The 25,370-nt window shown below is 59.8% G+C and carries 22 protein-coding genes; 7 read left to right on the plus strand and 15 right to left on the minus strand.

Translation table 11 applies throughout. The features are described from left to right. Positions 1 to 16: 16 nt before the first annotated feature. Genes E1573_RS10170 through panB form a run of 5 tightly spaced genes read left to right on the plus strand, consistent with a single transcriptional unit; the run spans position 17 to position 6,109 of the window. Positions 17 to 1,255 (plus strand): acetyl-CoA carboxylase biotin carboxylase subunit family protein, encoded by a 1,239-nt coding sequence (locus E1573_RS10170; RefSeq protein WP_133213164.1) that lies wholly within the window; start codon positions 17 to 19, stop codon positions 1,253 to 1,255. After that, positions 1,252 to 2,748 (plus strand): hypothetical protein, encoded by a 1,497-nt coding sequence (locus E1573_RS10175; protein ID WP_133213166.1) that lies wholly within the window; start codon positions 1,252 to 1,254, stop codon positions 2,746 to 2,748. The genes E1573_RS10170 and E1573_RS10175 overlap by 4 nt, the downstream gene beginning before the upstream one ends. Positions 2,749 to 2,751: 3 nt before the next feature. Continuing rightward, complete coding sequence (locus E1573_RS10180) at positions 2,752 to 4,011, plus strand: methylaspartate mutase (protein WP_133213168.1); 1,260 nt, start codon at positions 2,752 to 2,754, stop codon at positions 4,009 to 4,011. Beyond that, entirely contained in the window at positions 3,992 to 5,245 is a 1,254-nt protein-coding gene (locus E1573_RS10185; RefSeq protein WP_133213170.1) for an ATP-grasp domain-containing protein, read from the plus strand. Before E1573_RS10180 ends, E1573_RS10185 begins: the two co-directional genes overlap by 20 nt. 48 nt (positions 5,246 to 5,293) lie before the next feature. Further along, entirely contained in the window at positions 5,294 to 6,109 is an 816-nt protein-coding gene (gene panB, locus E1573_RS10190) for a 3-methyl-2-oxobutanoate hydroxymethyltransferase (protein ID WP_133213172.1), read from the plus strand. Here panB and E1573_RS10195 read toward each other — a convergent pair. After that, positions 6,106 to 7,500 (minus strand): PLP-dependent aminotransferase family protein, encoded by a 1,395-nt coding sequence (locus tag E1573_RS10195; protein ID WP_133213174.1) that lies wholly within the window; start codon positions 7,498 to 7,500, stop codon positions 6,106 to 6,108. The two genes, panB and E1573_RS10195, sit on opposite strands and share 4 nt — an antisense overlap. A 277-nt stretch (positions 7,501 to 7,777) precedes the next feature. On the opposite strand from E1573_RS10195, the gene E1573_RS10200 reads away from it, so the two are divergent. Then, the gene (locus E1573_RS10200; protein WP_133213176.1) at positions 7,778 to 8,455 is read left to right on the plus strand and encodes a DUF3313 domain-containing protein; all 678 of its coding nucleotides are present in this window, start codon (positions 7,778 to 7,780) and stop codon (positions 8,453 to 8,455) included. Here E1573_RS10200 and E1573_RS10205 read toward each other — a convergent pair. The 3 genes from E1573_RS10205 to E1573_RS10215 all read right to left on the minus strand — a co-directional run bounded on the left by E1573_RS10205 (position 8,452) and on the right by E1573_RS10215 (position 11,787). Further along, positions 8,452 to 8,859, minus strand: a complete 408-nt coding sequence (locus E1573_RS10205; RefSeq protein WP_133213179.1) for an OsmC family protein — start codon at positions 8,857 to 8,859, stop codon at positions 8,452 to 8,454. The two genes, E1573_RS10200 and E1573_RS10205, sit on opposite strands and share 4 nt — an antisense overlap. Before the next feature lie 139 nt (positions 8,860 to 8,998). Continuing rightward, positions 8,999 to 10,297, minus strand: a complete 1,299-nt coding sequence (locus E1573_RS10210) for a serine/threonine transporter (RefSeq protein ID WP_133213181.1) — start codon at positions 10,295 to 10,297, stop codon at positions 8,999 to 9,001. Positions 10,298 to 10,410: 113 nt separating this feature from the next. Continuing rightward, complete coding sequence (locus E1573_RS10215) at positions 10,411 to 11,787, minus strand: L-serine ammonia-lyase (protein WP_133213183.1); 1,377 nt, start codon at positions 11,785 to 11,787, stop codon at positions 10,411 to 10,413. 146 nt (positions 11,788 to 11,933) lie between these two features. Between E1573_RS10215 and E1573_RS10220 the strand changes: the two genes are divergently transcribed. Further along, a complete protein-coding gene (locus E1573_RS10220; RefSeq protein WP_133213185.1) occupies positions 11,934 to 12,872 on the plus strand; it encodes a LysR substrate-binding domain-containing protein in 939 nt (312 codons plus the stop codon). 18 nt (positions 12,873 to 12,890) lie between these two features. Here E1573_RS10220 and E1573_RS10225 read toward each other — a convergent pair whose 3' ends face one another. From E1573_RS10225 to E1573_RS10280, 11 genes are all read right to left on the minus strand, one after another. Further along, positions 12,891 to 14,315, minus strand: a complete 1,425-nt coding sequence (locus E1573_RS10225) for an undecaprenyl-phosphate glucose phosphotransferase (RefSeq protein WP_133213187.1) — start codon at positions 14,313 to 14,315, stop codon at positions 12,891 to 12,893. A 320-nt stretch (positions 14,316 to 14,635) separates the two neighbouring features. Then, positions 14,636 to 15,406 (minus strand): WecB/TagA/CpsF family glycosyltransferase, encoded by a 771-nt coding sequence (locus tag E1573_RS10230; protein WP_133213189.1) that lies wholly within the window; start codon positions 15,404 to 15,406, stop codon positions 14,636 to 14,638. Beyond that, on the minus strand, positions 15,406 to 16,593 hold the full coding sequence (locus E1573_RS10235; RefSeq protein WP_133213191.1) for a glycosyltransferase family 2 protein: 1,188 nt from the start codon (positions 16,591 to 16,593) through the stop codon (positions 15,406 to 15,408). Before E1573_RS10235 ends, E1573_RS10230 begins: the two co-directional genes overlap by 1 nt. Then, positions 16,587 to 17,792, minus strand: a complete 1,206-nt coding sequence (locus E1573_RS10240; RefSeq protein WP_133213193.1) for a glycosyltransferase — start codon at positions 17,790 to 17,792, stop codon at positions 16,587 to 16,589. The genes E1573_RS10235 and E1573_RS10240 overlap by 7 nt, the downstream gene beginning before the upstream one ends. Positions 17,793 to 17,832: 40 nt before the next feature. Further along, positions 17,833 to 18,765, minus strand: a complete 933-nt coding sequence (locus E1573_RS10245) for a DUF535 family protein (RefSeq protein WP_133213195.1) — start codon at positions 18,763 to 18,765, stop codon at positions 17,833 to 17,835. 7 nt (positions 18,766 to 18,772) lie between these two features. After that, positions 18,773 to 19,747 carry a glycosyltransferase family 2 protein gene (locus tag E1573_RS10250; RefSeq protein WP_256659509.1) on the minus strand — a complete coding sequence of 325 codons (975 nt, stop codon included), beginning with the start codon at positions 19,745 to 19,747 and terminating at the stop codon, positions 18,773 to 18,775. A gap of 207 nt (positions 19,748 to 19,954) precedes the next feature. Continuing rightward, complete coding sequence (locus E1573_RS10255) at positions 19,955 to 20,479, minus strand: serine O-acetyltransferase (protein WP_133213199.1); 525 nt, start codon at positions 20,477 to 20,479, stop codon at positions 19,955 to 19,957. A gap of 8 nt (positions 20,480 to 20,487) precedes the next feature. After that, positions 20,488 to 21,444, minus strand: a complete 957-nt coding sequence (locus E1573_RS10260) for a glycosyltransferase family 2 protein (RefSeq protein WP_133213201.1) — start codon at positions 21,442 to 21,444, stop codon at positions 20,488 to 20,490. Positions 21,445 to 21,448: 4 nt separating this feature from the next. After that, a complete protein-coding gene (locus tag E1573_RS10265; RefSeq protein ID WP_133213203.1) occupies positions 21,449 to 22,054 on the minus strand; it encodes an acyltransferase in 606 nt (201 codons plus the stop codon). Positions 22,055 to 22,201: 147 nt separating this feature from the next. Beyond that, on the minus strand, positions 22,202 to 23,668 hold the full coding sequence (locus tag E1573_RS10270) for an FAD-dependent oxidoreductase (protein WP_133213205.1): 1,467 nt from the start codon (positions 23,666 to 23,668) through the stop codon (positions 22,202 to 22,204). 243 nt (positions 23,669 to 23,911) lie between these two features. Then, positions 23,912 to 25,288 (minus strand): oligosaccharide flippase family protein, encoded by a 1,377-nt coding sequence (locus E1573_RS10280; RefSeq protein WP_133213209.1) that lies wholly within the window; start codon positions 25,286 to 25,288, stop codon positions 23,912 to 23,914. Positions 25,289 to 25,370 lie beyond the last annotated feature (82 nt).

The raw sequence follows: 25,370 nt of genomic DNA on the forward strand, positions 1-25,370 counted from the left end.
TCAAAGGATTACCGCCATGCACATCGTCATCGTCAACCGCTGGCCACGCTTTCAGGACAGCGAACGCTGGGACAACGAACTGACCCAATACGAACATTTCTTTGACCACCAACAACACCGCATCAGCTATGTCGTCGATGGCCCGGGCGCCGAAGGTGTGCTGGCGCCACGCGAACAGATTGCCCATTGGGTCCAGGTCGAAGACGTTAACCGCTATGAGCAATTGCTAGCGGGAGTCAGTGAGATCGTCGCCAAGGTCGGGCCGGTCGATCTACTGATTGCCCTATCGGAGTTCACCCTGGAAATTGCCGCCCGGGTGCGCAAGACCTTGAACATTCCCGGCCACGGCCCCGAGCAAGTCGCGGTGTACCGCGACAAGGCACGGATGAAGGAGATCCTGCATGCCCAAGGCATCGCGGTGCCAGCCTTCAGTCGTTGCCAGTCGATCGAGCAGGCCCTGGCGTTCGCCGAGTTCGTCGGTTACCCGGTCATCGTCAAACCGCTGGACGGCGCCGCCAGCATCGGTGTGGCCAAGGCAGCAGACGCCCAGACCTTGCGCTCACTGCTGGCAGAGGTAGCGCTTGAGCGCTACGAAGTAGAAGCTTTCATTCAAGGGCAGGTCTACCACATTGATGGCTTCACCGATGCCTTGGGCCAGGTGCCGTTCCAGGTGGTATCGCGCTACGTCAACAGTTGCCTGGATTTCGCCAGCCATCAGCCGCTGGGTTCGGTCATCCTGCAAAGCTCGCCGCTACGCACGCAGATCGAAGCCTTCAGCAAGCGCTGCCTGCAAGCCCTGCGGCTGTGCGACAGCGCGTTTCATCTGGAGGTGTTCGTCACCCCGGAAGGTGAAGTCGTGTTTCTGGAAATCGGCGGGCGGGTGGGCGGCAGTGAAGTGCCGCACCTGATCAACAAAGTCTTCGGGGTAAACCTCTACGAGCACTGGCTTAAACGCCAGATCGGCACACCGATCGTGGTGCCGGCATCCATGCAAGACCTCAGCGGCGGTTGGCTGGTCATTCCAAAGCCGGCGCAGTTGCCCTGCCGGGTCATTCAGGCGCACACCACAGGCCCTGCGGTGCCCAGCTTGTGGCGCGCCCTTGTGCCCAAACCCGGGCAGGTGCTTGAGGCAGGTGGCAGCTACGACGCCCTGCACAGCGGTCGCTTCATCTTCACCGATGCCAACGAGGCGGACATCGAGCGCGATATCCACCAGGTCATCACGCACTTTCAATTCCAGGCTGAACCGCTATGAACATTGCTGCCCCGCTGCACACCACCGACGCCCTGTTGCTGGACACCCTCAATCACTACCTGAGCGTTGTAGACCGTAACGCCGTGGTGACCTTGGGCGAGCGCCTGATTGCAGCCGCCGGCGGCCTCGACGCCCTGCCCGACTATAAACTGATGGTTGCCTACGGCGGCGGCAAAGACAGCTCGTACACGGTGTCGCTGATCCGCGCCGTGCAACTGCACTTGAACGTGCTGCACAGCCGAACTTTCCGGCTGCGCATCGCCAACATGCGCCACGCCGGAGTGCCCGACGCAGTGATGGCCAACATCGATCGTGTCTACCGCGCGCTGCGTCTGTATGACGATGCCCGTGTGGAGATGCTGGTAGTCGACCACCAGCAGATCCGCCCGTACGAACGCCATCTACCGTTCCCCCAAGCGGTGCGAGACATCAACCGCTTTGACGTGCTGATGAACGGCCACCGAACCGCCGGTGACGGCCGTCCGACGTTCTGCAACAGCTGCAACCTGGCGGTGGCCGACTTCTACGGTCGCGCCGCCTGGTGGCAAGGCGGGGTCAATGCGGTGGTTACCGGTGACTCACGCAAGGAACAGAAACACTACTTTACCTGGATCATGCGCCTGGCCCAGCGGGTCGGGCTGGATGTAGATACCTGTCGACGCGAAGGCTTTCGCGGCCTGCTACAAGCACTCGATGGTGTGGCCCAGCACTACTTTGACGAACTGTTTGGCGAAGGCTTCGACCAGCAGCGTGCCGAGCGTCGCGTCGCCAGCGGTAGCGCAAGTGCGGACCCAGCGTTCATCAGCATCTATGACCTGGTCAGCTATCGGGTGGATGACCACTGGGACCTGATCACCGAGTTTCTCGACTTCCGCTTTGAGGAGCTGGCCTTCAGCTTCACGGAGTCAGACTGTGCCAATCCGATGCTGATGGCGCACTTTCGCGGCCTTAAAGTCCAGTACGTACAAGGTCGAAGCTATCACCAGGGGATCGACGAGTACCTTGAGCTGGCCCAAGCTCTGATGCGCAAAAAGGAAATGCCTGAACGCCTGATCGAGCTGGCCTTGGCACCTTACAGCACCCTCACGGGTAAAGACGAGCGCCGGGCATTGGCCAACCGCTTTGCCAGCGAGGCCTTCGACCTGAGTGAAAGCCAGCTGGTGTGCATGCAATTCGCCCCGTTTGTTGGCCGCGGCCGTGAACTGTCGCGCTTTGTCACCCTGTGCCATCCACAGCGTCTGGGTGACTTGCAACAATTGCATGAGCTGCTGGCCGGGGCTATCGAGCATCCCGCCTTGAGCGTGTGGCTTACTCAGATCAGCGGTTTGCCATTGACGGCACTGCGTAGCCTTTATGGCCATGACCTGGTTGATTTCAACAGTGACAACAGCCTGATCGCCAGGGTACGCGCCGGTGACCCGCACAAAGGCCGCATCACCCATCTGGACCCAGTGTCTGGCGTGCAAGTGATCGAACTGGTTTCGGGACGTTGACGCATGCCTCCAGTCCACGCCGGCTTTTTCCAACGTTTCATTGAACAGGCTCACGCCAAGGGCCAACTGGTCGTGCAGCCACGCATGGGCTTCGGCGCCATCGAACCGATGCGCGCAGGCCTGTCTGCGGTCGCCGAGTTGCCCTGGGCGACCGTCGGCACCATTACCCTGGACAGCTATACCCGTGTCGGCGACTACCAAAGCGCCTTGCAGTGTTTGAACAACGATAGCCCCTTGAACGGCTTTCCTATCGTCACTCACTCGCTGCACGCCGTTCAGGGGCTGTTGCAGGGTCTCTATCGCCCGGACTTTCCAATCCAGGTGCGCCACGGCACAGCGCAACCGCAAACCATCTTCAAGCGCATGGCAGCGGCCGGCCTGGACGCTACCGAGGGCGGTCCGGTGTCCTATTGCATGCCCTACAGTCGTCTTCCGTTGGCCAATGCCATCGAGGCCTGGGCCGAGAGCTGCCGATTGCTGGCCGACGCCACGCCTCATGGCCACATCGAGAGTTTCGGTGGTTGCCTGCTGGGGCAGTTGTGCCCGCCGTCATTACTGGTTGCGATGAGCCTGCTTGAAGCGTTGTTCTTCCGCCAGCATGGCATCAACAGCGTCTCGCTCAGCTATGCCCAGGGCACCAGCATGGCGCAAGACCTGGGGGCATTGCGGGCGATGCGCGAGCTGGCGGCTGAATACCTTGGCGGTAACCACTGGCACGTGGTGGTGTACACCTACATGGGCGTATTCCCGACCACCGAGCATGGCGCCCGGCGCTTGATCTGCGACAGTGCACGCCTGGCCAGGGCTGCGGGTTGTGAGCGCTTGATCGTCAAGACCGTCGCCGAATCCCTGCAGATTCCATCTGTGCAAGACAACCTGGACGCCCTGAACATGGCTGCACAGGTCGCCCACCAGCCCCTGTGCGACGACACGCCCGACAGCACTGCCTACTACGAGGAAGTGCTGTTTGAGGCACGGCAATTGGTCGAGCAGGTGCGCAACCTGCACAACGACCTGGCGGTCGCCTTGATGCAGGCCTTCGCCAGAGGCCTGCTGGACATCCCCTACTGCCTGCACCCGGACAACCCCGGACGTGCCACCACCCACATCGACGCCAATGGCGCGCTGCGCTGGGCCAATGTCGGCAACCTGCCGCTGCCACGCAGTTGCGGCCTGTCGGCCACCGGCCCCGGCATCCGCTCCGCACAACTGTTTGAAATGCTGCATTACACGGTGAATCGCTATGACCAACCCTTGCATTGACGCAAACCTGGCACCGCTGGTGCTGGTCGATGCCTATTCAACCGGCGCCCTGCTGGCCCGCGCCTTGGCCGAGCAGCGGCCGCTGCTGCACGTAAGCTCCCGCAGCGACATGCCGCAAGCCTTTGCTGCCAGTTGCCCGCAGGCGCTGTTCCTGGCGCATTACAACCTCCAGACGCTGGGTTTTCAGGCGCTGGTTGAGCAGTTGAAAGCCCATCAGCCGGCCGCCGTGATAACCGGTAGCGAGTTCGGCGTGGAACTGGCCGATCGCCTGGCCGCAGCCCTTGAGTTACCTGGCAACGACCCCGAATACTCGGCAGCCCGTCGCGACAAATCACTGATGGCGGAGCAAGTGGCCTGTGCCGGCTTGCCGGTGGCCGCCCAACTGCGCACCGCTTCATGCGAACAGGCGGTAGCGTGGTTCCAGGCCCGAGGCGCCAGGCCGGTGGTGGTCAAACCGCTGGACAGTGCCGGCTCAGACAACGTGTTCATTTGTCACGATATCGAGCAACTGCAACTCGCTGTCGCCTGCATTCTGGGTGCCACCAACCTGATGATGTGCAACAACCACGCACTGCTGTTGCAGGAATACCTGGAGGGCGACGAGTACATCATCAACAGTGTCAGCCATGAAGGTCAGCACTGGATCACCGATGTCTGGAAAAGCAGCAAGACCTTGAGCAGTGACGGGCGCAAGATCTATGACTGCGAAGACCTGCTGCCGGCCCATGACCCGGTGTTGGTGTCATTGATCGACTATGTCCAGGGTGTGCTCGATGCCCTGGCCATCGCCCACGGCCCGGCGCATACCGAAGTGATCCTCACCGCCCAAGGGCCTCGACTGCTGGAGACCGGTGCGCGCCTCTCGGGCCTGGCCAACCCCGAGGCACTGCAGGCGGCCACAGGCAATGATCAAGTTGCCCTCACCTGCCTGAAATACTTGCAGCCGCACGCGCTTGCCCGTCACCCCCAACGTTATCGCCTGCTCAATCATTGCTGCACGCTGAACCTGATCAGCCGCCGGTCTGCCCCGTTCAACCTCACCACCGTGCGCCAGCAGCTCGACAGCCTGGGCAGCTACCACAGCGCACGCTTTCGTTTCAGCGACGGTCGCCACACCGTGCCGACCATTGACCTCAACAGCTCGCCGGGGGCGGTGTTTTTGCTGCACCCGAGCGCCGACCGGATTCGCCAGGACCACCAGGCCTGGCGTGTATGGGAGAAAAACTGCTTGTAACCCACGGCAGCCCCTAACGGGGCTGGCCCACATCACAGGAAAACACTGATGAGCACACCTATCCGCACCAAGCGCACGACGGTTCCGCAACTGGTCGCCATGAAAGGCCAGCAAAAGATCGTCTCTTTGACGGCATACACAAGCTCGATTGCCACGTTGATCGACCCTATCGTCGATTTCATCCTGGTCGGTGACTCCACTGCGATGGTCGGCTACGGCCGCGCTTCGACGCTGAGCATGCAGCTGGAAGAAACCATCGCCCACACCCGGGCGGTGGTCGACTGCACACGCTCGGCCTGTGTGATTGCCGACATGCCGTTCGGCAGCTACCAGGAATCCCATGAACAGGCCTTTCGCAACTGCGCCCAAGTGCTGTCGCGCACCGGTTGCGACGCCGTGAAGCTGGAAGCCAACACGGCCTTGGCAAGCACCGTCGAGTTTCTCGTTGCACGAGGCATTCCGGTGATGTCCCACGTCGGGCTGATGCCGCAATTCGTCAACGTCATGGGCGGTTTCAAAGCCCAGGGGCTGACCGCCGAAAGCGCCGCCCACATTGTCGAGGATGCCCATGCCACGATTGCTGCGGGCGCTTTCAGCGTGTTGCTGGAGGGCGTAGCCGAACAGGTTGCGCGGCAAATCACTCGCGACAGCAAGGTGCCTACGATTGGCATCGGTGCATCACCGGCCTGTGACGGTCAGGTGCTGGTCACCGAAGACCTGCTGGGCCTGGGTGGTGATCAGGTGCCGCGCTTCGTCAAGCGTTATGCTGATGTGGGCGCGGTGATTCGCGATGCGTGTAGCCAGTACGCCGATGAGGTGCGCAACGGGCATTTCCCTGAACTGCGGCATTGCTATGGGGTTTAACTGGCTTGGGCGGTAGCCTGCGCCAAACGCTGTAGTGCCTGGGGAATGTCCTTGGACCAGTCCAGGGTGTAGCTCAATCGCAAATGATGCCGCCAGTTACCTTGCAGACTGAAAATTTCCCCAGGCGCAATGACTACACGTTGCGCCAGCAAGCGGTCGAACACCTGGCGCATCTCGACCGGCCGCGTGGCTTCAAGCCAGAAGGTGGCACCCCCGTGAGGCTCGATGATGCGGAACTGCTCACACATATGTTCCAACAACAAACCCTTCATGCAGCGCATGCGATCATGCAACTGGGCACGCAGTGCCACCAGGTGTTGATCGATGCGCCGGGAACTGAACAGCTTGGCAATCGCCTTCTGACGAATCGGCGACAAGCGAAACGCGCGCTCCAGGAACAAGCGGTGCAGCTGCGGAATATGCCGCCGACAAAGCAGGTAGCCGAACGGCGCTTCCGAACCGATGATCTTGTCGAAGGTGGAGAACACCAGGAGCTTTTGCGGATCGGCAAAGTCACGAAAGCGGCTAGCGCCGGAGGTGAAACAAAACTCACCGTAACTATCGTTTTCAAACAACCAGACATCACGCTCTGCCAGCCAGCGGCAGATTTGTTGTTTGTCTTGCGCAGGCATCAGCCCACCATGAGGGCTGCTCAGGGTCGAAGAAAACACTGCCAGGCGCACCGGCTCCTGACGCAACAGGCGCTCCAGCGCGCTCAGGTCAAAACGGCCGTTATCGCCCAGCGCCACCTCGATGACCCTGATTTTCGCCGCCTGCAATTGCCGCAGTACCGCCCAGGAGCACGGCGATTCGACCAACGCCACACTGCCTTCAAGCTGCAGCGCGCTCAAGGCCGTTTCCATGACGCTGCGCAGGTCCGAACCGATGTATACGTGCTCAGCCTGCCAGTAGCTACGGGTAGAACAGGTGTAACGATCGGCCAGAACACTGCGCAGTTCCGGCTCACCAAACGGCTGGTACAGCGGTGCATGAGAGCGCGGGTACTGGCGCGCCAGTTCGCGCTCGATCATCAGCAGAGGCTTTTCCAGCGACAGCAACATCGCCGGGGCATCACTGCTCAACGCCAGCATGCCCGGCTGCCGGGCGTTGGTGAACACATTGTCCAGCAGGTTGGGGGAATCTTCGCCCACCAGTGCGCCCGGCATGGCACGGGTAAAATATCCGTACTTGGGTCTGGCGTAGATGCGCCCCTCATCCTCGAGCAAGGAATAGGCATATTTGGTCGAGGAAACTGAAACATTTAGACGCAAAGCTAACTGTCGCAACGACGGTAATCGCTGCTCAATTTGCGGATCACTGGCTTCTATCAGTTCAACGAGGTAGCGGTACACCGCCTGATAGGTAAAGTTTGAGGCTTTCTTGGTGTCCATACTCACGTACTTAAAGGTCAATAGCGGGTGTCGGTCCATGAGCTTTAACGCAATCCTGCCCCCACGTTACCGATTCAGGCGCGTTGTCGCCAGCCCCTCACAAACGGTGCAAACAGCGTGGTAGACGCTTGCAGAGCGAAAAACGATGGCTTGATTGAGTGCACAGGTGTGCAGCACATCGATGGCTGGTCGCCACAAAATTATTGCCCAACACTGGCCAAGCGTCGCCCAACTGCTAGCGTTGTTTGCAAGTGAATATGCCAAGGGATTACGTGCTATGAATTCAACGCTGCGCTCCACGTTGTTGTGCGCCACGCTCATTGCCTTGGCCGGATGTGCCAGTTCCAGGGTCGATCCCAGCCAGTACTCCGGGTTTCTCAAAGACTACAGCCGCCTGAAGGAAGCCGAGAGTATTTCCGGCGCGCCGGTGATGCGCTGGATTGACCCGAACCTCAAGGCTGCTCGCTACAGCCAGGTGTACATTGAGCCCAGTCAGTTCTACCCCAAGCCGCAGCCCACTGACGTGATTTCGGCGCAGACGCTGCAAGAAATCACCCGCTATTACGACACTGCACTCAAGCGCGAACTGGGCGCGGTAGTTCCACTGGCGAGCAAAGCGGGGCCGAATGTACTGGTAGTGCGTCCGGCGATTACCGCCGTGGCCACTCACACCGAAGGGCTCAAGCCCTATGAAGTGATCCCGATCGCACTGGTGATAGCGGCGGTCAACACCGCCGCCGGTGGTCGCGACCAAGAGGTGGATATCGCCACTGAAGCTGCGTTTCTCGATGGCGGCAACAACACTGTGGTCGCCCAGGTAGTCCGTAAAGGCGCGGGCAAGGAGCTTGAGAACAAGAGCACCAAGCTGACCGTGCAAGACGTCAAGCCGGTACTCGACGGCTGGGCGTCGGACATGCGCCGCAGCTTCGTCAAGTTCAAGAGCGAGTCGCGTTAAGCGCTCAGACTGCTGTCAATAACAATGCTGCCACTGAGCAGCTTGTGCACCGGACAGGCATTGGCCACACCCAGCAACCGTTCACGCTGGGCCGCATCGAGATCACCGTGAAGTTCAATCACACGCTTGATCTCGGTGCGCGCTGGCACGGTTTTCTCTTCCTTGACGATATCCAGCAGCACATGCACATGCTGCAGAGGCCATTCCTTGCGCCGGGCATACATCGACAAGGTGATGGCCGTGCAAGCGCCCAAAGCCGAGAGCAACAACTGATGAGGGTTGGGGCCGGCATCTCGGCCGCCCAGGGCCTGGTCTTCATCGGCCAGCCACTGGTTCATGCCAGCGGACAGATTGACGGTGTAAGGGATCTCACCCAGCTCGGCGTGGACGGTCGAATCGGACATCTGCGAAGCTTCCTTTGCGGTGGCCAGGCCAGCAGGGCCTGACGCGAGAGTGTTCACACTAGCGTCAGACCCGGTGCAGGGAAAGTGGCAATCACAGCCTGCAGCGTTCTGTCATCGGAACGACAACGCCACATCCGTCTCAGGCAAAGAAGGAGTACAGAATCGCCGACAAGGTAATCAGGCCAATCAGCACCACAAACAGGTTGGACGCCTTGCCCGAATACTTGCGCAGCGACGGCACCTTGTGAATGGCGTACATCGGCATCAGGAACAGCAGGCAAGCGATGATCGGCCCGCCGATACTTTCGATCATGCCGAGAATGCTCGGGTTGAGGGTCGCCACCAGCCAACAGGTGATCACCATGAACAGCGCGGTCAGTTGCTCCAGGCGTTTGGCCGGCAATTGCTTACCGCGGCTGCGCAGGTTCTTCACGATGATGCCCTGGAAGCCTTCGCTGGCCCCAATGTAGTGACCAAGGAACGATTTGGTAATCGCCACCAAGGCAATCAGCGGTGCGACAAAGGCAATCACCGGGGTCTGGAAGTGGTTGGCCAGGTACGACAGGATCGAGATGTTCTGTTGCTTGGCGGCTGCCAGGTCCGCCGGGCTCAAGGCCAGTACGCAACTGAAGCAGAAGAACATCACCGTCAGCACCATCATTACATGGGCACTGGCCAGGATGCGGCCGCTCTTGTGGTCAGCCTGCTCGCCATAGCGGTGTTTCTGATCGACTGCGAAGGCAGAAATAATCGGCGAATGGTTGAACGAGAACACCATGACCGGAATCGCCAGCCACAAGGTTTTCAGGAACAGGTCCAGCGGCATGCCGTCGGCGGCCTGGGCAAAGAACGCGCCGTTCCAGTTGGGAATCAGGCTCAGCGCCAGCAGCAGCAAGGCAGCGACGAAGGGATAGACCAACAGACTCATGACCTTGACGATGATGGCCTGGTCACAACGAACCACGATCATCAGGCCGCAGATCAACAGCAACGCCAGCAAAGCGCGCGGCGGCGGTGTCATGTGCAACTGGTGTTCGATGAAGTTGCCCAAGGTGTTGGTCAACGCCACGCTGTATACCAGCAGAATCGGGAAGATGGCGAAGAAGTACAGCAAGGTGATCAGCTTACCGGCACCGACACCGAAGTGCTCTTCAACCACTTCGGTGATGTCTTCAGTGGCGCCACGCTTGCCCGACAGCACAAAGCGGGTGAGGCCCCGGTGTGCATAGAAGGTCATGGGGAACGCCAGCAGCGCCAGCACCAGCAGCGGCCAGAAGCCCCCTACCCCGGCGTTGATCGGCAAGAACAAGGTACCGGCGCCGATGGCGGTACCGTACAGGCCTAACAACCAGGTGGTGTCGTGGCGGTTCCAGGTTTTACTGTCTTCACGCGCAAGCGCGCCCACACCCGGTTGGGCGGTGGTGTTTACATCAGTCATCGATATTGCCTTGTAGTTGTTTTTGTAGCTTCTAATGAGTGGGAGCGGGCTTGCCCCGCGATTGCAGTTGGTTTGTCACGCTGCATCGCGGGGCAAACCCGCTCCCACCACTCTCAACACTCGACGAAAGCGACCGCCAGGCCGCCGCGTGACGTCTCCTTGTAGTTGGCGTGCATGTCGGCACCGGTATCGCGCATGGTGCGGATCACCCGGTCCAGGGAAATGAAGTGTTCACCATCACCGCGCAAGGCCATTTGCACGGCATTGATGGCCTTGACCGCAGCAATGGCGTTGCGCTCGATGCACGGCACTTGCACCAGGCCGCCGACCGGGTCACAGGTCAGCCCCAGGTTGTGCTCAAGGGCAATTTCGGCGGCGTTCTCCAGCTGCATCGGGGTCGCCCCGAGCACTTCGGCAAGCCCTGCTGCGGCCATGGAACAGGCCGAGCCGACCTCACCCTGGCAGCCCACCTCGGCACCGGAAATCGAGGCGTTTTTCTTGCACAGAATGCCTACGGCCGCCGCACTGAGCAGGAAGTCGACAACGTCGTTGTCGCAGGCATCGGGGTTGAATTTCATGTAGTAATGCAGCACCGCCGGAATAATGCCCGCCGCGCCGTTGGTGGGTGCGGTGACCATGCGTCCGCCGGCGGCGTTTTCTTCGTTGACCGCCAGGGCAAACAGGTTGACCCACTCCATTGCACTCAAGGTCGAGCCGATGACGTTGGGCTTGCCCAGTTCCTGCAGGCTGCGATGCAACCTGGCCGCTCGGCGCTTGACCTTCAGCCCGCCCGGCAGGATGCCTTCGTTGCGCAAACCGTTGTCCACGCACTCACGCATCGCCGCCCAGAGTTTGAGCAAACCACTGCGTACTTCGGCTTCGGGGCGCCAGGCCCGTTCGTTGGCCATCATCAGTTCGCTGACGCGCAACTGGTGCTGTGCGCACAAGGCCAGCAGCTCGGCAGCGCTGTTAAAGTCATACGGTAATTTCACCTGCTCGGCACTATCGCTGGTGGCACCGAGCTGTGCCGCCTCGACAATAAAACCGCCGCCCACCGAGTAGTAGGTTTGCTGCAACAACGAACCGCAGGTGCTGCTGGCTTCCAGTGTCATGGCATTGGGGTGATACGGCAGGCTCTCATCGAGCAACAACAGGTCGCGTGCGCAGTCGAATGCGACACGATGATGACCGTCGAGCAGCAACACCTGGCTTTCCTGCAGCTGGCTGATCAACGTGTCGATGCGCTGCGGGTCGATCTGATCGGGCCACTCGCCCATCAACCCCAACAAACAAGCGCGGTCGGTGGCGTGCCCCACACCGGTAGCTGACAGTGAGCCATACAGGCGAACCTCCACCCGGCTGACCTGCTCTAGCAGGCCTTGCTCACGCAAGGCTTGAGCGAAGGTCGCAGCCGCCCGCATCGGGCCTACGGTATGGGAACTCGAAGGCCCGATACCAATTTTGAAAAGGTCAAAAACACTGATAGCCATACTAATGCCTGCACGCTCAGCCGACGAATGCCCTGCTGATGCGTTTTGAAAAAATTGAAGAGTGTCGCGAAGTTGCGCGATACTGCCCGGCGACTTCGGCGTTGACCAACGAAACTTTCTAAGCAAGCCTTTAGCAGAACTAAACGATGAGACGACAGTTGAATGGCCAGATGTATGTCTGGCTGCACGTATTTTCCTGCGCTGCACGGCACCTGTCGTTCACTCGCTGCGCTGAAGAACTGCACATCACCCCGGGCGCGGTGAGCCAACAAATCCGACAACTGGAAGAGCGCCTGGGCTTTCGCCTGTTCCTGCGCCGCGCCCGTGGGGTGGAGCTCAGCGCCGAGGGCCAGCGCCTGGCACAAACCGTCAGTGAAGCCTACGGCAGCATCGATGCCGAGCTGTTGCGCCTGGATGCCGGCGAAATCCGAGGCACCCTGCGCTTGCGCTCGATCCCCTCGTTTCTGGCCAAGTGGTTGACCCCGCGCCTACCGCGCCTGCAGCAGCGCTACCCGGACATCCAGCTGCGCCTGGTGGCTGAAGACAGTAGCCAGGCATTGCGTGAGGGCGACTTCGATCTGGCCATCGACCTCAACGACGGCAGCTACCCCGGTATGCATTCAACGCCGTTGCTCGACGAGCAGATTTTCCCGGTTTGTTCTCCTGCCCTGCTGCGTGGCCGTCCGCCGCTGCATGGCCCGAATGACCTGGCGCACTTTCCCCTTCTGCACGACATCACCGCCTGGCGGGGCAGCTCGGAATATGCCGAATGGGAGTTTTACCTGGAAGGCATTGGCGCCAGTGGCCTGGATGTGCGCCGTGGGCATACCTTCAACCGCAACCACCTGACCATTGAGGCGGCCATCGCCGGTATCGGTGTGGCCATCGCCCGCCGAACCCTGCTCAACGACGAACTGGAACGCGGCACGCTGATCGTGCCGTTCGGCCTGCCAATCGCCAACCACAAACGCTACGTGCTGCTTTACCCGCCGGGTGGCCTTACCCATCCGAGCGCGCGGGCGGTGCACGACTGGTTGGTGGAAGAAGCTGAAAGCTTCCGCGCGTTGCACGCACCGACGCTGTAAACCGCCGGGCTTGAAACCTCAGTACGCTTGCTTGCCGGTAAAAGCATTCAACGTGCGCACCAGAATCACGAAATCGAGCCATAGCGACCAGTTGTTGATGTACTCGATATCCGAGTCAACCCGCTGGATCATCTGTTCGATGTCTTTGGTTTCACCTCTGAAGCCACGCACCTGAGCCAGGCCAGTCATGCCGGGTTTGATGTTGTGGCGGGCGAAATAGTCGACGATGTCCTGGGAGTACAGCGTGTCATGTTGCAGCGCGTGCGGGCGCGGGCCCACCAGGGACATTTCACCGGTCAGCACATTGAACAACTGCGGCAGTTCATCCAGGCTGGTGCGACGAATGAAGGCGCCGACCCGGGTCAGGCGAGGGTCATTCTTCTGTGCCTGCTTGACCACGCCGTCTTGTGGCTGATGGACGACCATGCTTCTGAATTTCCAGATGCGGAAGGACTCGCCAGTCCAGCCCATGCGTTCCTGGCGGAAGAATACCGGCCCCCGGCTGTCGAGCTTGATGGCAATGGCCACCAACAACAATACCGGTGAAATAAACAGCAGAATCAGTGCAGCCAGCACCCGGTCTTCCAGGTTTTTCAGGAACAGGCTCATTCCGGTCAGTGGCGTTTCCGACAGGGTCAGCACCGGAATGCCGGCAATTTCGCGCACGCTGTGATTGATCAGGCGCAGCGAAAAGATGTCGGGTACCCAGTTCACCGAAATGCACTTGTCGAGCAACTTCAAGTACACCTCGTTGATTACTTCCGAGCCCCCCAGTGGGGTCACCAGGTACACGGTACGAATACCATGTCGGGCGACAATCTCATCAAGCTCGGCGATGTGGCCCAGTACCGATAAGCGTTGCTTGCCGTCTGCCTGCTCTTTACCACCCTCTTCGGCTTCATCAATCAACACACAGCCCACAATCCGCTCGCCGAACCAGGGGTTGTTACTTATCTTCTGGTGCAGGAAATTTGCCAGATCGCCCGCGCCGATGATCAAGGCATTTTCCAACCGGTAGGCGTTGGCCATAAAGCGCTTTTGTACTTCACGCACCGCAAAATGCAGAAACAGCTGCACGAAATAGCCAATGACAAATAACTGCCCCACCAGCATCCGTGAATAGTTTTCGCTGGTTTTGGTCAGGAACGCCATGACCACCAGAAAACAGAAAGTCGCCGACCAGGCTTTGAACAACCTGAACGCCTTGATCGACAGCCCGACATTGCTGCGGTAAATGGCGTAATGGTCATAGATGACCGCCAGGGCGCCGATCAACAGCAGCAGCATGATGACGTAATCTGAGGTGAGGTAACCGATCTGATCGACGATCAGGTACCAGGCAACGCCCGTCACAGCGATGCCGTCGAGACCTGCCTGAATGGCGTTACTGACACTGCTTCTGCGTTGGAGCAAGGAGCGACTGCTTCTGGGCTCGAAAACCATTCTCAGACCTCATCAATTTGAGATACCAAACGCCTTCCTTTCAAACAGAAGCGATCAACGCTCACCCCTCGACCGCTGCACCACCGTCAGCTGATTGCGCAGCCCGGAACAATAGCGCTCTTACACCCCGGCGAGCTGACTCGTCAGGTGTCTGCGTGGAATTAGCAAGCCATTGAAGTCGCCACACACCCCAGGCGCCAGAAAGATCGATACGTAGCTCGCCCGATCTAGTTTCACTGCGCCAGGGCGTTTGATATCACTGTAGCAGTACCCTGCCGAATGGGCGGTCCGAATCACGCTTGCCCTTGATTTTGGCCGATTTACACGCTGCGTGAACTGCGTTGCGCAGCGCCCAGCGTCGCTTTGCTGCAGAACAACGTGCGCAGCAAAAACAGTGGATTACCCACCACGTAGCGCATGAACAAGCGCCTTGGCTCCTTCAACAGCCGGAACAGCCACTCGCCGCCCAGGCGCCGTAACCAACGCGGTGCCCGCGTGACCTTGCCACCAAGAAAATCCAGGACGGCCCCGCCGCACACGATCAGGCATGGGCCGCCCTGAGCTGCGAGCTGGGCGGCAATGGCCTCCTGCTTGGGCATACCCATCCCCAGCACGATGAGTGCTGGCTGCAGTTGCCGGGCAAGGTCGATATAGGCCTCGGCCTCGGCAAAGCCGTGATGAACGGACACCACCTGCACGCCGAACACGGTCTCACTGTGCTGCACAGCCTGAGTCAGGAACGGCTCCTGTGTGCCCCAGAACGCCACGCGCCGCCCCTTGAACGCCGCCAGCAACTTAGGGATGAAATCCGTGCCGTTCATGTTCAAGCCGGGGGCCAGGCCAATGCGACGAAACAGAATGGCCATACCCGAACCATCGCGCAGCAACACGTCGGCAGCGCTCAGTGCCTTGCAATAGTCAGCATCTGCGGCCACCAGGTTCATGGCATGGGCATTGACGAAGCCCAGTACGGTTGCCGCTTGCGGTGCAGACAACGCCGCAATCAGCCCGTGCTCATCGCGGTCGTCATGCACCACTCGCAGCTTGCCGATGATGGTTTTCCAGCTGTTTTGTGAAGCCACATCGCCCATTAGCGGTCATCCCGTTTCGAACGCACCCATTCCACCTGGCGCTTGATCAAAAAGCCTAAATAAAGAGGGATCTTTTTCACCGCATACAGCGGTGCATACATCAACACGGAAAACGCGATCAGCTCGCGTGCAAACCGATGCCAAGCGAGCAGCACGGCAGCGCCCAGCAGTGCCATGGTGAGCGTTGCAAGCAACGCAGGCAGCCACAGTTTAAACAGCAGCATTGCCAGCCACGCCACACTGAACAGGGCCACCAGGGCCAGGGTCAACAACGCCAATGGCGGCACCAGCAGGTCCAGGGTCATGGCCAGCAACTTCAGGTCACGCCGGGCCAGCGAGGCCCCGAGCAGTGCCGGCACGTCGGCCAGCAACACCCCAAGATGGCCATGCTCCCAACGCTTACGCTGGCTGCTCAGCCCTTCATCAGTGCCTGGAAAGTAGCTCACCACCTCGGCCTGCGGACAAAACAGCGGCGGTTTACCGCTGCGACAGAAGTCCAGGCCCAGCTTCAAGTCCTCGACCAGATGACCATTGGCCAGGTCGGCCAATGCCAGGTCGCGCCAGACGAACGCCATGCCCGAGCCCATCAGTTGGCAAGGCAACCCCAACCGCGCCCAACCCCGTGGCCGTACAAGGTTTTTCACCCGCCAGGCGAACTCGGCGATCTGCACTTTCAGCCCGGCGCCGTGCGGCGCACGCATCAAGTAAAGCGCTTGCACCGGACGCTCGGCCTCGATGCAGCGGCGCGCCAGCAGGTCAATGGCGCCCTCGCCTGCCAGGCAATCGGCATCGACGATAATCACTACCTGCGGTGCATCGGCCGCCAGGTGCCGCACCCCGAAGTCCAGCGCATAACCTTTGCCGCGCAACTGTGCATGACAGCGCTCCACCACCTCGGCGCCCGCCATGCGGGCCAGCGCGGCGGTGTCGTCATCACAGTTGTCTGCCACCACCAACAGCCGGTCCTGTTCATGCAACTGCCCGCGCAAATTGGCGAGCGTCGCGCTGATGATCGAGGACTCGTTGTGGGCCGGCACCAACACTGCCACACGCGGGCGTGTGCCGTTCAAAGGCGCAAGAGCTGGTGCAGGCAGGCAAGCCAGCAGCACCTGAGCGAACAGCACCAGTACCGGCACCAACGCCAACACTACCAGCGCACTTAGCAACCACCCCAGCAGGCTCAACATACCGATGCCTTGAAGTAGCTGGCCAGCTTGGCCGCTTCGGTGTCGATATCGTGTCGTTGCAGCACGCGTTGATACGCCGCCTCGCCCATACGCTGAAGCGCCTCGACCGGCTGCGCGAGACAGTCGGCCATGGCCGCAGCCAGCTCCTCCACGGCCCCGGCTGGAAACAACCAGCCACTTTCGCCCTGACGTACCAACTCGGGAATGCCAGCCACGTAAGTTGTCAGCACTGGGCGACGCAAGGCCATGGCTTCCATGATCACCACCGGGAGCCCCTCGGCAAAACTCGGCAGCACCAGGGCCCGCGCCGCGAGCATTTCCTCACGGACCTGAGCGCTGCTGATCCAGCCGGTAATGCGCACCTGTGCCTGCAAGCCGTGCTGGGCGATCAGCGCCTCGATGTCTGCGCGCATTTCGCCATCGCCCGCCAGCACGATCTCGAACGGCACGCCTTGCGCTGCCAGCCTGCGTGCAGCCTCCACCAGCAACAGTTGGCCTTTCTGCTCACATAAGCGCCCGACGCACACCAACCGCGGCGCGGCGGGTGCGGCCACCGCATCGACCTGGTGGAACGAAGGCTCCAGGCCACAATGCACGACTTTGACTTTTGGCCAGTGCCCGTGGTCGACCCAGCGAAACAGCTGACTGCGCCCGTAGGAGCTGACCGCAGCGACAAACGCTGCGCGTTGGACTTTCTCCCCCAGGTACAGGAACTGCGGTTTATCGAACTCTTCAGGGCCATGTACGGTAAAGCTGTAGTTCGGCCCGCCCAATGCGTTAGCCAACATGACCACCTCCGTGGAGTTGGTGCCGAAATGCGCATGCACATGCTCAGCACCAAACGCTTGCATCCACTGCAACACACGACACGCTTCGGCCACATACACCAGGTGATAAGGCCACGAACGATCCGCCCGCAGGCCCATGCGCAGGGCCAGCCACAGGGTGGAGAAAAAACGCCGCGGCTGTGCACGTGCCACCTGCAGCATGGGCTTGAGCAAGCCTTTAACGCCGCCTTGCAGCACATAGCGGGTTTTGTCCCGTTCGGCCAGGTCTTCGGCGTCGTGTAAATCGGCGTCCCAGCCCCGTAACGCAATGCGTTGAATCTCGGCGCCCTGGCGCTCCAACGCCAGAATTTCGCGGCGAATGAAGCTATGGCTGACCTTGGGGTACTGATTGATGAAATAGGTGATACGCATAGGAACCTGAATACCCGCGAAATGAATGGCCTGGCCTGACTCAGGCCGATTTTTGTTGTTTTTCAGTGGCCGACAGCGCCGTCTCGATATGGGCGAACACGTCCTCCAGCAAAGCCTGGCGCCTGCGGTACATCGCTCGTTTTTTCGGCGCGATGTCGTCCAGCGAGCGCATGGATGGCGTCAGGGGAAAGGCAAAAAAGTCCTCAAGCGACGAAGGCGTGGCGCCATGTTCCTGCCAGATGGCGTCGTAATTGGCGGTAAGTTCCTGAGCCTTTTCAACGCCAAAGTAGTGATGGCGGTGATGACGGTAAGCATCACCGACGGCGTAGATGCGCTGCGCGCCCAGCGTTCTGGCAATGCACTTGACCACCTCGATCAGAAAACTTCTGGGGCGCAGCCCTTCAAAGTCCTTGGTCAGGTCGCGGTAAATAGCCAGCGAGCGCTCACTGTCGATGCCTTTGTGAATGCCTTGTACGGCACCGATGAACAGGCACAGTTGCGCCTCGGTATGGCCCAGGGTAAAGGCCAGAGACGCCACACGCAGGTCGCCTTGAAAGATATTGAGCACCAACTCGCCTTCGCGCTGAAACCAGATCGGCCGGTCCAGCACCAAGGTGCAACCGCTGGAGTAATGCGACAGGTCGCAGAGGCTCAGGCGCGCTTCACGCCCCAACAGCAACAGGGGCGGAAATTGCCTGGCAACCACTTCATAATGCGATGCCACTGCATCAAGCCGCTCATCGGCGTTCCAGCGCTTGCTGATGTAGGGCCAATGCACCACACCAATGCTGTCGGTGCCGAGCTTGGCGAAGCCGTCGCGACCCAGCGTGTTCGACATGCGCCGCATAAAGGCCGTCAGGTCGGACCACTCTTTGGTGATCAACACCATCAGTTTGAACTTGTTGTTCAGCGCCCGCAGGGAGTAGCCCGGGTGCAAGGTGAGCACGCTTTTCGCTATCGAACGATAAATCATAGGCCTCTCACTTGTACTCGATCAAAACCGCCTTGCCGGCACCGAATCGATTCAACAGGAACTTCACCTGCCCAAGCATTTCGGGGAATTTTCCCAGCACCAAAAACACCGCCTGTAGCCAGTTCTCACGCGCCGACCGGCCACCGCGACGGGCAAGGCGCACGGTCTGTAGCGGGTAAATCAACAGCAACAGCAGCCCCCAACCGCCCAGCAGCACACTCGCCAGCAGCGTCAACAACGGGATGCCCAGGCCCCACAGCCAGGCGCGACGCGACTCACGCTGCCAATGCCGTTCCGGTGCTGCACCATGCAGAAACGCGCCTTCGGCGAAGGCATAACCTGCGCGCAGGCTGCGTTGCCACCACTGGCTGAAGCGCGTCATCCCGGCATCATGCAGGGTCATTTCATCGGCCAGGCGCCAGACCTTCCAGCCACTGGCACGCAAGCGCACGCACAACTCGGGCTCTTCGCCGGCGATCAGGTCGGGACGAAACCCGGACAGCGCCGCAAAAGCCTCGGCACGCATCAGCGCATCACCGCCACAGGCCTTGGCTTGGCCAACTGGTGTGTCCCACTCCAGGTCGCACAACAAGTTGTAAATCGAACGTTGAGGAAAACGCTCACGGCGCCGCCCGCACACCACAGCAACCTGCAGGTGGTCGTCGAGAAAAGCTTGTGCGGTCGAAAGCCAGTGCGCAGCAACCTCACAATCACCGTCGACAAACTGCACATAACGCATCGTCGGCAACAGCCGTTGCAAACAGGCGAAACCTTCGTTGCGCGCCCGCGCTGCGGTAAATGGCTGGGTCATGTCCAATGACACTACCTCCACCCCACGCGCCTGTGCCATTTGCACAGAGCCATCGGTGGAACCGGAGTCCACATAGACCAGCTGCTCTGCGCGCCCCGCCAACGACGACAGGCAGCGCTCCAGCCGCTGGCCTTCGTTACGACCAATCACCACCACGCCGATGCCTGTCACCCTGTGCCTCACTCGACCGTGTTCAACGGAACAACCCATGCACCTCTAGGCTCTATACGAAAAGCCTTGATACTCGGTGATGCTGCGTTGAAAACAGCCTCGGAATGCTCATTTACAACCCGTAAACTCCGCTTCCTCGGCTGTTTTCGCCTTGCCTGACCTTCGTCTCAAAACTTTTCATACAGAGCCTACGCCCCATCAGCTGGCTCATGAGTACTGCACTGCTTCGCTGTGTTTTTTCGTCTTGATCGTTGCTGGCACGCCCACCGCCAGCGCGTTATCCGGCACATCGATCAACACCACCGCGTTGGAGCCGATCACCACATTGTTACCAATACGAATGTTGCCCAGCACTTTGGCCCCGGCGCCAATGTCGACGTTGTTGCCGAACACCGGCGCGATCGGCTCGCTCACATTTTTCAGGCCAACCACCACGCCATTGCGGATACGGCAGTCATCGCCGAACTTTGCATAGCCGCTGATGACGATGCCGCCAAAATGATCGATGACGAAGTTACGGCCAATCTCCACCTCACACGGCAATTCAATGCCGGTGATGATCTGCACGAACTTGAACAGTACTTTGTAGACCACCGAGCACAATTTGCGCAGTAATGCCGGCCGCACGCCGTAGCGCCAGCGCCCGAAGCGGTACACCATCAACGCCCAGAACCCCTGGGCGCCCCAATCACCACCGTGTGCCCGCAAGTCCGCCCGTATATTTTCGAACATGGCTTCACCTACCGTGTGGGTTGGCTGGCAAATCGGGTAGCGAACAACAGTGACCAGGTCGTGCGGCTGTGCCGCCAACAGGCCTTGATAGCCCCCCAACCTCGCCCTTTCAGCAGGGCTTTGAGGGCCAGCACCAGATCGCCCAGGCTCACCAGAAACATATGCAGCAACAGCCCGGACAGGCCGTGATGCTTACGGAAGTACAACAGCTCGCTTTCGATTTGATAGGTCGAGATCTGGCGGCTGGCCGCCTCCAGTTCAGTCACTGACTTGGAGCTCTCTCCACCGATGTGCACCACAGTGGTGTGCGGGTAATACACCACTTTCCAGCCCGCCTCCTTGACCCGCTTGCAGTGGTCCACTTCCTCGAAATAAAGGAAGTAACGCGGGTCAAACAGGCCAACCTGGTCGAGTACTTCGCGGCGCACCAGATAGAAACAGCCAGGCAGCCAGTCGCATTCGCGGACCGAAGCATGGTCCCAGTCCATTTCGTCGACCATTTGCAGCCCTGGGAAAAAGCGGTCGAGCCCGGTACGCGACAGAAAGATGTTGAACGGTGTCGGGAAATAGCGGCAGCAGGGCTGCAGGTCACCCTCGCGACCGACCAGGCGCACACCCAACACACCGCACTCCGGGTGTTCGTCCATGTAGGCGATGGTTTTAGCCAGGGTGTCATCAGCGACAAAGGCATCGGTGTTGAGCAATAAGGCGTACTTGCCTTTCAGGTGGTCGAGCAACTGATTGTTGGCACGGCCAAAGCCAACGTTGTTTTTGTTGCTGACCAGCAAGGCCTCGGGGCACACCTGCGCCAAACGCTCCAGCGAGTTGTCGACTGACGCGTTGTCGACCACCAGATAGCTCGCCAACTGTTCGCCGTTGGCCTGGCGCAACGCATCAAACATGGGCTGCAGCAACCCTGCAGTATTGAAGTTGACGACCAGTACATCGACAGGCTTGCTCTGCATAATTTCACTCCCCGAAAAAATACTGGCGTCTGTACGCCTCAAGTTTCGGCTCCAGCTCAGGGTCGAAGATACCCTTGCGTTCTTTGAGTAAGTCTTTCCACGGGTAGGCCTCGCAGCGCTCCTCAACCCGTTTGAGCAGGTCATCGGTGCTGCAGATGACCTTGGCCGGGTTACCCGCGACCACGGTACCCGGTGGCACATCTTTAGTGACGATAGCGCCAGCGGCGACAATCGAGTTCGGCCCGATGGTCACGCGCGGCATGACAATCGCCCCATGGCCGATATAACAGTTGTCACGTACATCGATATAGCCGACCGAGTCGAGGTGCTTGTCATACAGAAAGCCAAGCAAGAGCACGACCGCGTCGTGACCGATCAAGGTGCAATCCGACAACCCGACCTGATTACCCAGACGCACCATCTTGGGGTCGGTAATGTTGCAACCGGGGTTGATAAAAACGTTGACGCCCACCGAGTGAAAATTGCCCCAGCGGCTTAGGTACTTACCCCATTCACCCGCATCAGGGTTGCAGAACTTCTTGTATGTTGAGCCTCCTCGCCCAGTTGAGTAGACATACTGCGTCATTGCGCTCCGAATCCATCCAAACATACTGCTACCCTCACAAGTAAAGCGACGCTGGACTGTCCCTGAGTTGCATCCGGTCTCATTCTTGTTGGTGCTGACCGATTGCACTCACCCGTTACTACCGTGCGACTGCTGGCACGTCACACCAGCAGCCTGTTCCCGCACGACAACTCACACCGCCTGGCTGTTTGCCGCCTTCATCTTGTCGTTAAGGTGATCGGCCAGGCGCAACGCGAACTGCAGCAGCGGCATGGTCGGGTTCGAGGCGCCACCGGTAGCAAAAATGCTGCTCCCGGCGACATACAGGTTCTCGGTGCCAAACACCTTACAGTCAGGGTCGACCACACCGTGCTCCGCCAAGGCGGCCATCCGCGTAGTACCCATGTGGTGGGCATGGGGCGCCATTTTCAGGGGGACTTCGGTGTCGTAGACAAAGTCGTTGAGCTTGACGAATCCCAACCCCATCGCAGCAAACTGCTTGGCCAGCTCACTGCCAATGCACTTGATGGTGTGTCGGTCACCGGCACTGAGCGCCCAATGGACGTTGACCTTGGCCACACCCAGTGCGTCTTTCTCGTCGAGCAGCGAAACGCGGCTTTGCAGGCTGGGGAACTGCTCGATCAGCGTGCTGAGCACGCCGTCGCCCGGGCAACTGAACTTGGCGATGAATTCGATCTTGCTGGCAACGCCCATTTCGCAGGCGAGGTTTTCCAGGAAGTTTTTCACTTGCGCGGTTCTGCCGTAGGTTCGAACGTCCGACAACACCTCCGCCAGGACATTGCCTTTGCCCGCCTGGTACTCCGCGACAAAGGCATCGCTGGTGAAGTACTGGCGCGTCTCGGTGTTTTGGCCGCGGCTCAGGATAAAGGTGCCCATGTCGATGTTCAGGTGCTCCATGAAACACCCACCGACCAGCCCGTCCTTGCTGATGACACCGGCGTCCAGCAGCGATTCGCTGTTGAGCAGTTGGCGGGCATTTTCGATGGCACCGGTAGCCAACACGAAATGGCTGGCATGAAGCGGCTCACGATTGAGATCGTAGTCAGACACCACCACATGCTTCAGGTGGCCTGATGCATCATCGAACTGCAGGTCGACGCAATTGCAATTGATGAAAACATCCAGCCCCGGCGTCTGCTCAAGTGCCGTTGCATACTTCTGGGCGAAACGCGTCGGTGGGCTGAGCAGGAAGCGGTCAGCATCGAATTCGCCGCCGTTGAGACCGACGTTGATCGCTTTGAAGTCGGCGCCTTGCGGTAAGTCGACAATCGCCATGGCCGCGGGCAAATAGCGCTCGATCTGCGCGTAGTCAATCGGCCAGCCTGGCAGGTCACCGGGCGGAGGAACGGCAAAGTCAGACGCTTCAAACGGACGGCAGCGACCGGCCCAGTGGTTGGAGGTACCGCCCAGATAGCGCAAACGCGTCTCGTGGGGAAACATATCGATACCCGTCGATGAGCACTCATAGAGCGCTTGCGAATCCGACGTGTATTCGTGCCCACCGCCCTCGATCAGCACCACCTGCCAGCCGGCCTGTGCGAGCTGCAAAGCCAGGGTGATACCGGCCGGCCCGGCACCGACGATACACACGTCATAGCTGTCACGCAGGGCTTTTTGCGCCTGATAGTCCTTGATCATGCCTGGGCTTTCCGAAAATGCTCAGTGGGTAGCACCCAACCGTTGATCATGACAAACCCGGCGGGTTCAGGTGCAGCCGGTTTGCGCGCAGCCTCGCCGGACAAGCCAAACACTGCCCCCCCTACACTCAACAACACACACCGGCCCAGAAAGCCCCTGCGACCCAACAACGGAGTACAAAACTGCAGCTTCCCCATGATCTCAAGACCTATGCCGTTCTAGTTATCAAGACATCAACGTCATTCACAGCCATTCATAAAAGCGCGTCGCCAACAGACCACACAGTGCGCCGACCGCCATCATCGGCAGCACGAGAAGTTCACGCTTGAGGTCGAAAAACCCGAGTTTGCAGTTGACGTAAACAATCAGAACCAGCGTCGGGAAGGTATGCAACGCCACGCCCCAGATCGCCAGGTCCACCCCCCCTATGCTCAGCAACAGCGGTAGCAATACCCACAACGAAACCAGCCGGATCACGTTATCCATGGCCTGGTACTTGGTGTGTCCCAAGGCAATCCAGACTTGATGGGCCAAGGTATAGCGCAAGGTGAAGAACGATAACGACAGTATAGCCAGCATCGGCCCGGCGCCAGCGTAGCGTTCATCATATAACCAGCCGATGAGCATCGGGCTTGCAGTCAGGAACACGCCACCAATGAACAACAGGCCCAAGTCAGCCAACAGCCTGAATCGATGGTAGAGGTTTTTCAGGCGCTCGCTGTCCCCTTCCCTCGCCGCTTCGCTGAACACCGGCAAGGATACCCCCACCACCAACCTCATCAGCCCCATCTGAATCGAGCTTAGAATCAGGATGGCAATGGAATACACGCCCAGCTCCGCCGCCGTCATGCTGGCGCCGAAGACGATCCGGTCGCCGTACATCGCCAACACCCCGACAATCGACGACAGCAGGATCCAACGACCAAACGCAACCAGTTCGGTGGCAGCGGATCGATCCCAGTGGATGCGGTTTCCCGGCCCTTGCAGCGCGGTGTGGCTAAGAACGGTGCCGATCAGCGCCGCGACCAGGCCAGCGACCACCAACGCCCAGATCGAGCGGGTCAAGTAACCGATCACCAGCATGGCCACCAGGCCGGCGAACTGCGACGACAGCTCGATCAACACCACGCGCTTGAGTTGGAAAGAACGTACGGCGACGTCTATGTTTGTTGATTGGAACCCGGAGATGATGGCCGACACGCCGGTGATCGCCATGACCAACGGCAGTTCGGGGGCCGCGTAGGTCGAGTCTGCGGGCCACAGTTGCGCGACCTGGGCCAGCCAAACCCCCAGAGCGATCAACAGCACCACGGCAAACAGTACAACGCTGCGCACCAGCTGTACCGTCCAGGCGGTGTTGAGGAACAGCGGGTCATCACCACGCTGGCTCTGGATGATGTTTTGTCGCAAGCCCACATCGGACAACAAGTGCAGGAGTACCAGCAAGGTGGTGGCGATGACCATCACCCCGAACATTTCCGGTACCAGTAGCCGGGCTATGATCAGGTTGCCGCCCAGGCGCATCGCTTGCGACGCCACCAGCGAAATCAGGTTCCAGACCCCTGCGCCGATGGCGCGCTTGCGAAGGCTGGTAGGAGCTGACACATCAATCGCCGTCATGTAATCAATCCCTGACTGAATGGCTAGAAGTCACTATAGTTTCATTTAGCCATGATGCTAGCCGTCATCCACCCATGGATAG

Origin of the sequence: Pseudomonas sp. H9, assembly GCF_004353925.1 — a bacterium.
Lineage (GTDB): Bacteria > Pseudomonadota > Gammaproteobacteria > Pseudomonadales > Pseudomonadaceae > Aquipseudomonas.